Origin of the sequence: Mesorhizobium sp. M9A.F.Ca.ET.002.03.1.2 (assembly GCF_003952365.1) — a bacterium.
In the GTDB taxonomy this organism is placed as follows: Bacteria; Pseudomonadota; Alphaproteobacteria; order Rhizobiales; family Rhizobiaceae; genus Mesorhizobium.
In genome coordinates this window covers 1,469,852-1,483,252 of the sequence record NZ_CP034443.1, presented here as the reverse complement: position 1 = coordinate 1,483,252, position 13,401 = coordinate 1,469,852, and the positions used below count along the sequence as shown (strand labels likewise).

General features: G+C 64.8%; 16 protein-coding genes. 13 read left to right on the top strand and 3 right to left on the bottom strand.

Annotated features, from left to right (window positions below; all coding sequences use genetic code 11):
• Window positions 1-3: 3 nt before the first annotated feature.
• From EJ066_RS07440 to EJ066_RS07425, 4 genes are read left to right on the top strand one after another with little or no spacing between them, the layout of a single operon-like run.
• A complete protein-coding gene (locus EJ066_RS07440) occupies window positions 4-414 on the top strand; it encodes a VOC family protein (RefSeq protein ID WP_126036323.1) in 411 nt (136 codons plus the stop codon).
• The gene (gene rdgB, locus EJ066_RS07435; protein ID WP_126036321.1) at window positions 414-1,076 is read left to right on the top strand and encodes an RdgB/HAM1 family non-canonical purine NTP pyrophosphatase; all 663 of its coding nucleotides are present in this window, start codon (window positions 414-416) and stop codon (window positions 1,074-1,076) included. The genes EJ066_RS07440 and rdgB overlap by 1 nt, the downstream gene beginning before the upstream one ends.
• A complete protein-coding gene (hemW, locus tag EJ066_RS07430) occupies window positions 1,073-2,236 on the top strand; it encodes a radical SAM family heme chaperone HemW (protein ID WP_126036319.1) in 1,164 nt (387 codons plus the stop codon). The genes rdgB and hemW overlap by 4 nt, the downstream gene beginning before the upstream one ends.
• A 3-nt stretch (window positions 2,237-2,239) precedes the next feature.
• A complete protein-coding gene (locus EJ066_RS07425; RefSeq protein ID WP_126036317.1) occupies window positions 2,240-2,563 on the top strand; it encodes a low molecular weight protein tyrosine phosphatase family protein in 324 nt (107 codons plus the stop codon).
• Window positions 2,564-2,634: 71 nt separating this feature from the next.
• Here the strand turns inward: EJ066_RS07425 and EJ066_RS07420 are convergent, their stop codons facing one another.
• Both EJ066_RS07420 and EJ066_RS07415 read right to left on the bottom strand, forming a co-directional pair.
• Window positions 2,635-2,823, bottom strand: coding sequence for a hypothetical protein (locus tag EJ066_RS07420; protein ID WP_126036315.1), 189 nt, complete (start codon window positions 2,821-2,823; stop codon window positions 2,635-2,637).
• A gap of 7 nt (window positions 2,824-2,830) precedes the next feature.
• The gene (locus tag EJ066_RS07415; RefSeq protein ID WP_126036313.1) at window positions 2,831-3,028 is read right to left on the bottom strand and encodes a hypothetical protein; all 198 of its coding nucleotides are present in this window, start codon (window positions 3,026-3,028) and stop codon (window positions 2,831-2,833) included.
• Between the two features lie 145 nt (window positions 3,029-3,173).
• Here EJ066_RS07415 and rsmI point away from each other — a divergent pair, with 145 nt between their 5' ends.
• Together rsmI and EJ066_RS07405 are read left to right on the top strand one after the other, a co-directional pair.
• Window positions 3,174-4,103, top strand: coding sequence for a 16S rRNA (cytidine(1402)-2'-O)-methyltransferase (gene rsmI / locus EJ066_RS07410; RefSeq protein ID WP_126036311.1), 930 nt, complete (start codon window positions 3,174-3,176; stop codon window positions 4,101-4,103).
• On the top strand, window positions 4,096-4,473 hold the full coding sequence (locus tag EJ066_RS07405; protein ID WP_126036309.1) for a YraN family protein: 378 nt from the start codon (window positions 4,096-4,098) through the stop codon (window positions 4,471-4,473). The genes rsmI and EJ066_RS07405 overlap by 8 nt, the downstream gene beginning before the upstream one ends.
• Before the next feature lie 25 nt (window positions 4,474-4,498).
• Here EJ066_RS07405 and EJ066_RS07400 read toward each other — a convergent pair whose 3' ends face one another.
• A complete protein-coding gene (locus EJ066_RS07400; protein WP_126036308.1) occupies window positions 4,499-5,305 on the bottom strand; it encodes an undecaprenyl-diphosphate phosphatase in 807 nt (268 codons plus the stop codon).
• A 162-nt stretch (window positions 5,306-5,467) separates the two neighbouring features.
• Here EJ066_RS07400 and EJ066_RS07395 point away from each other — a divergent pair, with 162 nt between their 5' ends.
• From EJ066_RS07395 to dapB, 7 genes are all read left to right on the top strand, one after another.
• On the top strand, window positions 5,468-6,160 hold the full coding sequence (locus EJ066_RS07395; RefSeq protein WP_126036306.1) for a glutathione S-transferase family protein: 693 nt from the start codon (window positions 5,468-5,470) through the stop codon (window positions 6,158-6,160).
• Window positions 6,141-7,301 (top strand): tRNA epoxyqueuosine(34) reductase QueG, encoded by a 1,161-nt coding sequence (gene queG / locus EJ066_RS07390; protein WP_126036304.1) that lies wholly within the window; start codon window positions 6,141-6,143, stop codon window positions 7,299-7,301. The genes EJ066_RS07395 and queG overlap by 20 nt, the downstream gene beginning before the upstream one ends.
• Window positions 7,298-8,203: an SDR family oxidoreductase gene (locus tag EJ066_RS07385; protein WP_126036302.1), complete on the top strand. Its 906-nt coding sequence runs from the start codon at window positions 7,298-7,300 to the stop codon at window positions 8,201-8,203. Before queG ends, EJ066_RS07385 begins: the two co-directional genes overlap by 4 nt.
• Before the next feature lie 59 nt (window positions 8,204-8,262).
• Window positions 8,263-9,363 (top strand): penicillin-insensitive murein endopeptidase, encoded by a 1,101-nt coding sequence (gene mepA, locus EJ066_RS07380; protein ID WP_126036300.1) that lies wholly within the window; start codon window positions 8,263-8,265, stop codon window positions 9,361-9,363.
• A 204-nt stretch (window positions 9,364-9,567) separates the two neighbouring features.
• Entirely contained in the window at window positions 9,568-10,587 is a 1,020-nt protein-coding gene (locus tag EJ066_RS07375) for a glucokinase (RefSeq protein ID WP_126036298.1), read from the top strand.
• A gap of 116 nt (window positions 10,588-10,703) precedes the next feature.
• Window positions 10,704-12,557, top strand: a complete 1,854-nt coding sequence (locus EJ066_RS07370; RefSeq protein WP_126043779.1) for an ABC transporter ATP-binding protein — start codon at window positions 10,704-10,706, stop codon at window positions 12,555-12,557.
• The gene (gene dapB, locus EJ066_RS07365; RefSeq protein WP_126036296.1) at window positions 12,554-13,396 is read left to right on the top strand and encodes a 4-hydroxy-tetrahydrodipicolinate reductase; all 843 of its coding nucleotides are present in this window, start codon (window positions 12,554-12,556) and stop codon (window positions 13,394-13,396) included. Before EJ066_RS07370 ends, dapB begins: the two co-directional genes overlap by 4 nt.
• Window positions 13,397-13,401 lie beyond the last annotated feature (5 nt).

Below are 13,401 nucleotides of genomic sequence, written 5' to 3'. Positions count from 1 at the left end.
GCCATGACACCCTCAGCCATCCTCGAATCAGCCCTCTACGTGACCGACCTCGATGCTGCGGAAGACTTCTATTCCGGCGTGCTTGGGCTCGATCTGCTGGGCAAGGTCGGCGGCAGGCACCTTTTCTTCCGCTGCGGCGACGGCGTGCTGCTCATCTTCAACGCCGAGGCAACCAAAGTGCCGCCGGCACCCGATGCCAGGCTGAAAGTGCCGCCGCACGGCGCTGTCGGCGACGGCCATCTCTGCTTTGCGGCAAGCACCGACGAGATCGTGCGCTGGAAAGCGCATCTGGAAGCGAAGAAGATCGCCATCGAAAGCGAGTTCGAATGGCCGCAAGGCGGCCGCTCGATCTATATTCGCGATCCCTCCGGCAATTCGATCGAATTCGCCGAACCAAGAATCTGGGGCATCTGATGCATTCGCTTGATGGGCACAGAATTGTCGTCGCCAGCCACAATGCCGGCAAATTGCGTGAATTCGCCGACCTGATGGCGCCATTCGGCATCGAAGCGAAGTCGGCCAGGGAATACGGGCTGCCGGAGCCGGACGAGACCGGCACAACCTTCGAGGAGAACGCCTATATCAAGGCTGTTGCCGCCGCCAAGGCGACAGGCCTGCCGGCATTGTCGGACGATTCCGGCCTCTGTGTCGATGCGCTGGGCGGAGCGCCCGGCGTCTACACCGCCAATTGGGCCGAGGCGCTGGACGGTTCCCGCGACTTCGGCATGGCGATGCAGCGAGCGGAAATGGCGTTGCAGGATGTCGGCGCGGTCGCGCCTGCCCAGCGCAAGGGCCGTTTCGTCGCCGTCATCTGCCTTGCCTTTCCCGACGGCGCGGCCGAATACTTTCGTGGCGAGGTCGAGGGCACGCTGGTGTGGCCGCCGCGCGGCGAACTGGGCTTCGGCTACGACCCGGTGTTCGTGCCGGGCGGTTTCGAAAAGACCTTCGGCGAGATGACCGCAGAGGAAAAACATGGCTGGAAGCCCGGCCAGCCGACGGCATTGTCGCACCGCGCCCGCGCCTTCCAGAAGTTCGCGCAGGCCAGACTGGATTTGGCACGATCGGGCTCGGCATGACCATGCTGCTCGACCGCAGCCCCGGCTTCGGCGTCTACATCCACTGGCCGTTCTGCGCGGCCAAATGCCCCTATTGCGACTTCAACAGCCATGTCCGCCACCAGCCGGTCGACCAGGAGCGTTTCGCGCGCGCCTTCGAGACCGAGCTTGCGACGATGCGCGACCGCACCGGGCCGCGCGAGGTGACCAGCATTTTTCTCGGCGGCGGCACACCGTCGCTGATGAAGCCGCAAACCGTGGCGACGGTGCTGGACGCGGTGGCGAAGAACTGGGCAGTGCCCGCGGGCATCGAGGTGACGTTGGAAGCCAACCCCTCCTCGGTCGAGGCCGAGCGCTTTCGCGGCTACCGGGCAGCGGGCGTCAACCGGGTGTCGCTCGGCGTGCAGGCGCTGAACGACAAGGATCTGCGCTTCCTCGGCCGCTTGCATAATGTCGATGAAGCACTGCATGCGATTGGCCTGGCGCGCGAGATCTTTCCGCGGCTGTCCTTCGACCTGATCTACGCGCGGCCCGGCCAGACACTGGACGCCTGGCAGGCCGAGCTCGTGCAGGCGATTGGCCACGCCGCCGACCATCTGTCGCTCTATCAGCTCACCATCGAGGAAGGCACGCCGTTCCATGCACTGCATGCGGCCAAGAAATTCGCCATTCCCGACAACGACCATGCCGCCGATCTCTACGCGCTGACGCAGGAGATCACCGCCGCCCATGGGCTTCCGGCCTACGAGATTTCCAACCACGCGAAGCCTGGCGCCGAAAGCCGGCACAATCTGACCTACTGGCGCTATGGCGAATATGTCGGCGTCGGTCCCGGCGCGCATGGCCGTTTCGTCGAGAATGGCCGCCGCGTGGTAACGATCGCGGAGAAAATGCCGGAAACCTGGGCCAATCTGGTCGAGGCAAAGGGCCATGGCATCACCGGCGGCGAAACCCTGACGCGCTCGGAAGAGGCCGACGAGTTTCTGCTGATGGGGCTGAGGCTGGCCGAAGGCATCGACCTCTCACGCTACGAAGCGTTTTCCGGGCGCGGCCTGTCCAGCGTCAGGCTGTCGATGCTGCAGGGCGAGGGGCTGGTGGCGCCGATCGGCAATGCCCGCCTGCGCGCCACGCCGGCCGGCATGATCGTGCTCGACGCCGTGGTGGCGGATCTGGCGCGGTAGCCGGTGAAGAACGTCCTCTTCGTCTGCAGCCAGAACCGCTTGCGGAGCCCTACGGCCGAGCAAGTATTTTCCGGCCGCAGGAACATCGAAGTCGCATCGGCCGGCACCAATCATGATGCCGACAATCCGCTGACGCAAGAACTCGTAGCCTGGGCCGACATCATCTTCGTGATGGAGAAGGCGCACCGCGCCAAGCTGCAGAAGAAATTCAAGGCCAGCCTGAAGAGGGCTCGCGTGATCTGCCTCGATATTTCGGACGATTATGAATTCATGGACCCGGAGCTGGTTCGGCTTCTGGAAACACGCGTTCCGAAGTATCTGGCTTGAACGATGTGGCCGAGCGTTCGCAACCGCGCCTTCGGGAGAAGCACCTCTGCCAATCGCGTAGATTGCGGTAGTTAGGCGTCGTGCTTGTGGCGGCGCTTGGAGTGGTCTTTCTCGGCGATCGCCCCATCGGAGCGAGCCGGCTTGGCATCGCCCTTGGCGCGGCGGACGCGGTGCTGATCGCTTGTAGGATATGATGGTACGCCATTGCGGGCACTTTTCGTTTCGAGACGGGTGATGAAAATATCGAAGCGATTGGGCATCGTCTGGTCAGTGCTCCATCGTGCTGCCGGTGTCGGTCGAGGGGTCGATTTCCAGGTTGGTCGCCTTTGAAGGGTGACGCTTTCGCGGCTTCTTAGCCGAGCTGACGTCGGCCCTTGCAGGCAGGCTCTTGTCCTTCCGCGCGGCGAAGCGCTTGCGGCCGGCATAGTACGGTTCGAAAACGTCCTGGATCTTAAGGCTGTCCATCCTGCTCCTCCCGAGATCAGGGATAAAACCCGCCGGGCATGGTTTCGTTCCGTACTGTGGCAAAGGCATGGCGGCCGCCTCACTTCGGCTGGGTTTTGCAACCCGGCGTGAGCCGTGCCAAACAGGGCTGAATGGAGGGGCACCTGTGACCGGCGAGTTGGCAAAACGCAGCTATCTGATCGGCCAGACCGAGGTATCGGCGCGGCCGCTCGAGCCGGCGCTCTATCTGGTGGCGACGCCGATCGGCAATCTCGCCGACATCACGTTACGCGCGCTGGAAACGCTGGCCGCCGCCGACATCGTCGCCTGCGAGGACACGCGTGTCAGCCGCGTGCTGCTCGACCGCTATGGCATCCGCCGGCGCACCACGGCCTATCATGAGCACAATGCCGGCGACGCCGGGCCGAAACTGATCGCAGCCTTGCTGGCCGGGCAGAGCGTGGCGCTGATCTCGGACGCCGGCACGCCGCTGATCTCAGATCCCGGCTACCGATTGGTCGGCGAGGCGCTCGATCAGGGCATTCGCGTCGTGCCGATCCCCGGCCCATCGGCGCCGCTTGCAGCGCTGACGGCGTCCGGCCTGCCTTCCGACGCCTTCCTATTCGCCGGCTTCCTGCCAGTGAAGACCGGGCAGCGGCTGGCGCGGCTGGAAGCGCTAAAAGCCGTGCCAGCGACGCTGATCTTCTTCGAATCGCCGCGGCGGCTGGCCGAGACGCTTGGCGCCATGGTCGAGGCGCTGGGTGGCGCCCGCAAGGCGGCGATCGGCCGCGAACTGACCAAGACCTTCGAGGAGATACGGACCGGTACCTTGCGGTCGCTCGCCGAACACTATCAGGCGGCCGACACGCCGAAGGGCGAAATCGTCATCTGCGTCGGCCCGTCGGAGGCAACGGCCGACGAGCCGGCTGATATCGACCGGCTCCTGCTTTCGCTCGCCGCCGAGATGCCGGCCTCCAAGGCGGCGGCGGAAGCCGCCAAGATGACCGGCGGACAGAAGCAGGCGCTTTACCGGCGATTGCTCGAACTCAGGGACGCTGCGAGGGACCAGGACGCCGGGAAAGACGGCGATGGCTGAGCGCCCGGTCGCCAGCCGCCAGCAGGCCTATCGGCGCGGCCATCGCAGCGAGTGGCTGGCGGCTGCGGCATTGATGGTGAAAGGCTACCGGATCCTGGCGCGCCGCCACCGAACGCGGTTCGGCGAGATCGATTTGATCGCACGGCGCGGCGATCTGGTGCTGTTCGTCGAGGTGAAGGCGCGCCGTACGCTGATGGAAGCCATGGAGGCTGTTCGCTACGAATCGGAACGCCGTATCGAAAGCGCCGCCGATCTGTGGCTATCGCGCCAGTCCGACTATGGAAGATTGTCGGTGCGCTTCGACATGGTCGCGGTGCTGCCGTGGCGCTGGCCGGTGCATGTCGAGAATGTTTTCTACGGGCGGAACTGAACGGCAAACGTAGACCCTTGCCGCCTTACCCCCAGACGAACAGCGCCGCGAGCCCGACGGTGCCGATGACCAGCCGCCACCAGCCGAACAGCGAATAGCCGTGCCGCGAGACGTAGTTGAGCAGGAAGCGCACGACGATAAGCGCCGCGACGAAGGCGGCGATGAAACCGGCGGCGATGATCGGCAGATCGGCGCTGGTCAGCACATCGCGGTTCTTGAAGAGGTCGAAGGCGAAGGCACCGATCATCGTCGGCATGGCGAGGAAGAAGGAGAATTCCGCGGCCGCCCGTTTGTCGACGCCCAGAAGCAGCGCGCCGACGATCGTCGAGCCGGAGCGCGACGTGCCGGGGATCAACGAAAGGCACTGGAACAGTCCGATCTGCAGATAGAGCCTGAGCGGAAACCGCTCGACGTCGTGGTAGAGCGGCTTCGGCTTGAGACGATCCACCCACAGAAGGACAACGCCGCCGATGATCAGCATGATGCAGATCAGCCTCGGCGATTCAAACAAAACCGTCTTGATGAAGCCATGCGCCAACGCGCCGATGACGGCCGCCGGCAGAAAGGCGATGAGGATGCCGAGGACGAAATGCCGCGTCACCCGATCACGCGGCAGATCGATCAGCATCTGCCACAGACGATGGAAATAGACGCTGAGGATCGCCAGTATGGCGCCGAGTTGGATCAGGATCTCGAAGGCCTTGCCGGTCGAGTGGAAACCGAGAAAATGGCCGGCAAGCAGAATATGGCCGGTCGACGAGACCGGAATGAACTCGGTCAGGCCCTCGATCATGCCGAGCAGCAGCGCTTCGACGATGGTCTGGCTTTCCATGGCAACCTCGGCGTTCGAGTTAGGGCTTGAAGAACGGCTTGCTTGTCATGGCGCGGAACTCCTCCTATAGGTCGCAGCACCCTGACGGCCCTCTGAATCGGGGCGGCCAAGACTTACCGGCGCAGCCGGCGATTTGCCAGTGCGCTCTATTATCGCGGGACCATGCTGACGCTTTTCCACCACCCGATGTTCGCCTCCTGCCGGTTCGTGCGCCTCGCTTTCGGCGAATATGGCGAGGAGCTGGCACTGATCGAGGAAAAGCCGTGGATGCGGCGCAAGGAGTTTCTGGCCCTGAACCCGGCCGGCACGCTGCCGATCCTGCTCGCCGAGGGGGACGTACCGATCGTCGGCGCCATGGTCATCGCCGAATATCTCGACGAGACGCGCGGCGTGCTCAAGCGCGACAAGCGGCTGTTCGCCGAGGACCCGATGGGGCGCGCCGAAATCCGCCGGTTGACCGACTGGTATCTCAACAAGGCCGACAGCGAGGTGACACGGCACCTCGTGCGCGAGCGCGTGCTGAAGCCGGTGATGCCGGAAACGGCGGGCGGTGGTTCGCCCGATTCGGCGGCGATCCGCGCCGCGCGCGCCAATATCCGTCAGCACATGAAATACACCAATTGGCTGGCCGGCACCCGCCATTGGCTGGCCGGCAACAAGGTCACCTATGCCGACCTCGCGGCCGCGGCCGCTCTGTCTGTGCTCGATTATCTCGGCGAGATCGACTGGCGCGAACACGCTGCCGCGCGCGAATGGTATGCACGGGTGAAATCACGGCCATCGTTCCGGCCGCTTTTATCCGACCGGGTGCGCGGCCTGTCGCCGGTGTCACATTATGCGGACCTCGATTTCTAGAGCGGAAAACCTGCGCGCGCTGATCGACCGCGAGGCGCGGCGCGCCGGTTTCGATGCCGTTGCCGTCACCACGCCCGATGCCATCCCGCAGGCGCCGGCCCGGCTTGCCGAATTTGTCGCCGACGGCTTCCATGGCTCGATGGGCTGGATCGCCGATACGCTCGAACGCCGGGGCGAGCCGGCGGCACTTTGGCCTGAGGTTCGCTCCGTCATCGTGCTGGCCATGAACTACGGCCCCGACCACGACCCGCGCGCGGTGCTGGCGAAGCGCGACCGCGGCGCGATCTCCGTCTACGCGCAGAACCGCGATTACCATGACGTGATGAAAGGCCGGCTGAAAGAGATCGCCGGCAAGATCGTGGCGCGATCGGGGAGCGACGTAAAAGTGTTCGTCGATACCGCTCCGGTGATGGAAAAGCCGCTGGCCGAAGCCGCCGGCCTCGGCTGGCAAGGCAAGCACACCAATCTGGTCAGCCGCGAGCACGGCTCCTGGCTGTTCCTCGGCACCATCTTCACGACGGCCGAGCTTGCACCCGATACGCCCGAGGACGACCATTGCGGTTCGTGCCGCGCCTGTCTCGACGTTTGCCCGACCGATGCATTTCCTGCTCCCTACCGGCTCGATGCGCGGCGCTGCATCTCCTATCTCACCATTGAGAACAAGGGGCCGATCCCGCATGAGTTCCGGGAAAAAATCGGCAACCGAATCTATGGCTGCGACGACTGCCTCGCCGCCTGCCCTTGGAACAAGTTTGCCCAGGCTGCGTCCGAGGTGAAACTTGCAGCACGCGACGATTTGCGCCAGCCGCCGCTCGCCGATCTCTTGGCGCTCGACGACGCCGCTTTCCGATCTTTCTTTACCGGCTCGCCGATCAAGCGCATCGGTCGCGACCGCTTTGTCCGCAATGTGCTGATCGCCGCCGGCAATTCCGGTGATTGCTCGCTCGGCAACGCCGTGCGCGCGCTGCTCGGCGACGCTTCGCCCTTAGTGCGCGGCGCGGCGGTGTGGGCGCTGTCGCGGCTTGTGCCAGCTTCGGAATTTACCAAACGGGCCACCGCCGCGGTGAAAGCAGAAAGCGACGAGGCCGTGCAGCGCGAATGGCGCCTGGCGCTGGCAAATCAAATCGAGGCGCATGCATGAGCAGCAGGCAGATCTTCATTTTCGGCGCCGGCTATTCGGGCAAGGCGTTTGCCCACGCCAATAAGGATACCGGCACGATCCTTGGCACGACACGCGCGCCGGAGAAATTCGAAGCGCTGCGGCAGGCCGGACTCCAGCCGCTGCTGTTCGATGGCGCGCTGACAACCGAAATCGGCGACGCGCTCGAGAAAACAACCCATCTCGTCGTTTCGGTGGCGCCGGACGAGGCCGGCGACCCGGTGCTGAATGCGGCGCGCGAGACAATCACGACGGAGATGCCAGCGCTGAAATGGATCGCCTATCTCTCCACCGTCGGCGTCTATGGCGACCATGGCGGGGGCTGGGTGGACGAGACCGCCGAATGCCGGCCGGTGTCGAAGCGCTCGATGATGCGTGTCGCAGCCGAGCAAGACTGGCTGAAACTGGGTCAGGACATCGGCCGGCCGGTGGCGATCCTGCGGCTTTCCGGCATTTACGGGCCGGGCCGCAATGCCTTGGTCAATCTGGAAAACGGCACCGCCCGGCGGCTGGTCAAGCCGGGCCAGGTGTTCAACCGCATCCATTGCGACGACATTGCGGGGGTGCTCTGGCATCTGGCCGGAGCCAATCGCGGCGGCATCTTCAACGTCACCGACGACCTGCCGGCGCCACCCCAGGACGTCGTCGCCTATGCCGCAGGGCTGATGGGCGTCACACCGCCGCCTGAAATTCCGTTCGAGGCCGCCCAACTTTCGCCCATGGCGCGGTCCTTCTATGGTGAGAATAAGCGTGTCGCCAACACAGCGATCAAGGCGGCCGGCTATCGCTTTCGCTTTCCCGACTACCGGTCGGCCTTCGACCATATGTGGGCTGATGGCAACTGGCGCGACGGCGAGGCGCGCAGTCCGATGAAGCGGTCGTGATCGAAACGTCGCGCCGGGCGTGGTATGATTCGCTTAAATTCGCAGAGGGGTTCTGCTTCATGAAGACGTTGAACCGATCATTGCCCGGCAGGACGCTGCCGCTGACGGCAGCATTCGCCTTTCTCGCCCTGGCAGGCCTTGCAGCGCGACCTGCAGCGGCCGAAGACTTGGCGAAAGACCTGTTCGGCGCCAAAAAGCTGCCGGCCGTGGCTGCGCCGCAATCCGTCGGCTTTTATTCCAAGGGCTGCTTTGCCGGCGGCGTCGCCATTCCCTTGGATGGCCCGAAATGGGAGGTGATGCGGCCTTCGCGCAACCGCCGCTGGGGCCATCCGACGATGATCGCGCTGATCGAGAAACTGTCGCGCGACGCCGCGGCCGATGGCTGGCCAGGGCTGTTGGTCGGCGACATTTCACAGCCGCGCGGCGGGCCGATGCTGACCGGCCATGCCTCGCACCAGATCGGCCTCGACGCCGACATCTGGCTGACGCCGATGCCCGACCGCAAGCTTTCGATCAACCAGCGCGAAAACATGAGCGCCACCCTGCTTGTCGACGAAAAGACCCATCTGGTGAAGGATGCACTCTGGGTACCGGCACATATGCGGCTCCTGAAGCGCGCGGCAAGTTACCCTGAAGTCGAGCGCATCCTGGTCAATCCCGGCATCAAGAAGAAGCTTTGCGACACGGTGACAGGCGACCGCGCATGGCTGCGCAAGGTCAGGCCGTTCTGGGGCCACGACTATCATTTTCATATCCGCATCGGCTGTCAGCCCGGCTCGCCTAACTGCAAGCGACAGGAAGCCACGGCGCCAGGAGAGAGCTGCGACAAATCACTGGCCTGGTGGTTCACCGAGGAACCATGGCGCCCCAACAAGAACCCGGACAGGCCGAAGGCGCGCGACGTGATGACGATGGCAAGTCTGCCCGCGGAATGCCAGGCGGTGCTTGACGGGCCAGATCCGGCTTCGGCAGAAGCGGTCACCTATTACGGTGACGGCGTGCCGGTCGCGGCCGCCACCACTGCACCCATTCTCGCGGCGGCTCCGCCGCCGGCACGGGCATCCGTAAGCGGCACGGAGGCGCTTCCGGCCTCGGTGAACGCCTTCGCGGCAACGCCCGAGATCGGCATTCCGCTGCCACGACCCCGACCGGGGAACTGACGCGATATTTGAGGCGTTTGTGCTACCTTCCTCCCGCAGGCCGGAATCTGATCGTTCTGCCGGGATGGTTTGGGCCAATCTTACCTTTCTCTTGCTCTGCTCTGTATATCGCGTCACTTCGAAAACCGATTTCCCTTTCCAAGGTCATGCGCTAGTCAACAAAAGAACGGCGGAACGCCACTGGGAACCGGGACGGACAAAAGCATGCCAGGCGACGACGACACTGTGTTGCGGTTTCCGATCCTGATCGGCGACATTGGCGGCACCAATGCGCGCTTCTCGGTCGTGCTCGACGCGAACTCGGAACCAACCGAACCGCAGATCGTCCAGACAGCCAATTTCAACACCATCGACGAGGCGATCCAGGCGGCGGTGCTCGACCGCTCGTCGGCCCGGCCCAACTCCGCCGTGCTGGCGGTGGCCGGCCCGGTCGACAGCGACGAGATCCCGCTCACCAACTGCCCGTGGATCGTCAAGCCGAAAAAGATGTTTGCGAGCCTCGGCCTCAGCGACGTCGTAGTGCTCAATGATTTCGAGGCGCAGGCGCTGGCCGTCGTGGCGCTCGGCGAAGAACATATGGAAAAGATCGGCGGCGATGCGCCGGAGCCCAATGCGGGACGGGTGGTGCTCGGTCCCGGAACCGGGCTTGGCGTCGCCGGCCTGGTCCACGCGCTGAACCATTGGATACCGGTGCCCGGCGAGGGAGGACATATGGACATCGGGCCGCGCTCGCCGCGCGATTTCCAGGTCTTTCCGCATATCGAGAGGCTCGAGGGCAGAATCTCCGGCGAACAGATCCTGTCCGGACGCGGCCTCGTCAATGCCTACCGGGCGGTGGCCAAGGCGGACGGCAGGCCGGCGCCCTTGACCACGCCGGCCGAGATCACCGCCGCTGCCTTGGCGAAAACCGATCCGGTGGCCGAGGAAGCGTTGTCGATATTCGTCACCTGCCTCGGGCGCACCGCCGGCGACCTCGCGCTGGTGTTCATGAGCCGTGGCGGCGTCTTCCTGACCGGCGGCATCGCGCAGAAAATCCTGCCGGCCCTGAAAGCCGGCAATTTCCGCGCCGCCTTCGAGGACAAGGCGCCGCATAGCGACCTGATGCGCAGCATGCCCGTCTATGTGATCACCCATCCGCTGGCGGCGCTTTCCGGTCTTGCCGCCTATGCCAGAAATCCTTCGCTGTTCGGCGTCCAGACGGCAGGACGGCGCTGGCGAGTTTGATCCGCAATGAAGTTTCGCGGCCTCGGCCATAGGCAAGCCGCCACCGGGGCGCTAAGAGGATTGCCCAATTGCAGCCCGGCCGCGAAGCCGAACCGACATCACGGAACGATCCCGACTTGAACCAGTCGCCCAACCACCAAGCCAAAGCCCGGCCCGGCGAGATCGTGGCGGTGGTCCGCCGCATCATCGCCGAGAACAGCCGCGACTATCGCTGGTATTATGCTCTGGCCGTTCTGTGCCTGGTGACGGTTGCGGCCACGACCGCCTTCACCGCCTGGATCATGAAGGATGTCGTCGACCAGATCTTCTACGAGCAGCGCGGCGATCTCATCGCGCTGATCTGCGTGTCGATCCTGGGCGCCTTCATGCTGCGCGGGCTGGCTACCTACGGCCAGGCGGTGACGCTGGCCAGGATCGGCAACAATTTGGTGGCGCGCTACCAGCGCCGCATCTTCGCTCATCTGATGAAGCTCGGCGTCGGCTTCTTCAACGACACGCGCTCGGGGCGGCTGGCCGCGCAGATCAACGAGAACGTCAACGGCATCCGCGACCTGCTCTCGATGACGCTGACATCATTGGCACGCGACGCCGTATCGCTGGCCGCGCTGATCGGCGTCATGATCTGGCAGGATCCGATGCTCTCCTTGATGTCGCTGCTGATCGGGCCGCCGCTGATCTACACGGTCGTCTATCTGACCCGCAGAATAAGGCGCGCCACGCGCGAAGCGGTGCAGATCAACTCGCGCCTGATCGGCGCCATGCAGGAAGCAACGCAAGGCATCGCCATCGTCAAAGCCTTCACGCTGGAAGACGAGCTGTCGCGCCGCATCAGCGGTCTTGTCGCCGGCGCGGAGCAGCGGGCAAACCGCATCGCCCGCGTGTCGGAACGATTGACGCCGATCTCCGAAATGCTGGCCGGCTTCGCCGTCGCCGGCGTCATCGCCTATTCCGGCTACCGGTCAACCGTTGGCGGCCAGCCGCCTGGCGCCGTCTTTGCGTTCATCACTGCGCTGCTGCTCGCCTACGATCCGGCCCGGCGGCTGGCGCGCATGCAGGTCGGCATGGAACGCGCGCTGGTCAATGCGCGCATGATCTACGAGCTGCTCGACCTCGAGCCGCAACAGGGCGACGCACCCGGAGCGGTCGAAGCGACGATCACCAAGGGCGAGGTGCGCTTCAACAATGTGTCGTTCGGCTATGTCGCCAACGCTCCGGTCCTGCAGGACCTCAGCTTCGTTGCCGCCGCCGGCAAGATGACGGCCATCGTCGGCGCCTCGGGCGCCGGCAAGTCGACGCTGGTGGCGCTCCTGCAGCGTTTCCATGACGTCGAGGCGGGCAGCATCGAGGTCGACGGCCAGGACATTTCGAAGATCACCAAGCGGTCGCTGCGCAGTTCGATCGCCTATGTCTCGCAGCAGCCCTATCTGTTCGAAGGCACCATCCGCGACAACATCCGCTACGGGCGGCTGAGCGCCAGTGACGCCGAGATCGAACTGGCCGCGCAGCAGGCCGAGGCCGACAGCTTCATCCGCCAGCAGCCGCAAGGCTATGACACCCCTGTCGGCGAAGGCGGCGTGACGCTGTCGGGCGGGCAGCGCCAGCGCGTGTCGATCGCCCGCGCCATCGTTCGGCAGGCACCGATCCTGCTGCTCGACGAGGCGACCTCGGCGCTCGACAACGAGGCGGAAGCGCGTGTCCAGCAAGCGCTGACCCATGTGATGGAAGGACGCACGACCATCGTCATCGCGCACCGGCTGTCGACGGTGGTCAACGCCGACCACATCGTCGTGTTGGAACAGGGCCGGCTTGTCGAACAAGGCACGCATGCCTCGCTGATGGCCGACCCGCAGAGCGTCTATGCCCGTTTCCATCGGGTGCAGGGCAACAAGGGGCTGGGACTTGTCGACGACGGCAAGCCAATCCAAACTCCGGTGCGGCGCGCAAAAAAAGCGATCGGGAGAACTTTATGAACGGTACGGCCACAAACGACCCCCCCGTCAATGAAATGGGCCTGGTGGTGGTGGGTGCGGCCGGCCGCATGGGCCAGGCGCTGATCCGCGCCATCCACACGATACGGGGCGCACGCGTCGCCGGTGCGATCGAGCGGGCCGGTTCACCCCATCTCGGCAAGGACGCCGGCGAGCTTGCCGGTATAGGCAATATAGACGTGGCGATCGGCGACGACCCGCTGCCGGCCTTCGCCAAGGCCGACGGCGTGCTTGATTTCACGAGCCCGGCAGCGACAGTCGAATTCGCCGGCTATGCCGCGCAGGCGCGCATCGCCCATGTCATCGGCACCACCGGCTGCTCGACGGACGACAATGCGAAGATCCTGGCTGCTGCGCGCCACGCGACGGTGGTCAAGTCAGGCAATATGAGCCTCGGCGTCAATCTGCTGGCGGTGCTGGTGGAACAGGCGGCGCGCGCGCTCGATGCCGACGATTTCGACATCGAAATCCTGGAAATGCATCACCGGCACAAGGTCGACGCACCGTCGGGGACGGCGCTGCTGCTCGGCGAAGCCGCCGCCGTCGGGCGTGGCATCGATCTTAACGGGAACAGCGTGCGGGTGCGCGACGGCCACACCGGCGTGCGAAAAACCGGCTCGATCGGTTTCGCCACCCTGCGCGGTGGCTCGGTGGTCGGTGACCACAGTGTGGTGCTGGCCGGCACCGGTGAGCGCATCACGCTCGCCCACCATGCCGAGGACCGGGCGATTTTCGCCCGCGGCGCTGTCAAGGCCGCCCTTTGGGCGCGCGGCAGGAAGCCGGGGCTGTATTCGATGCGGGACGTGCTCGGATTGAACTGAGGCGA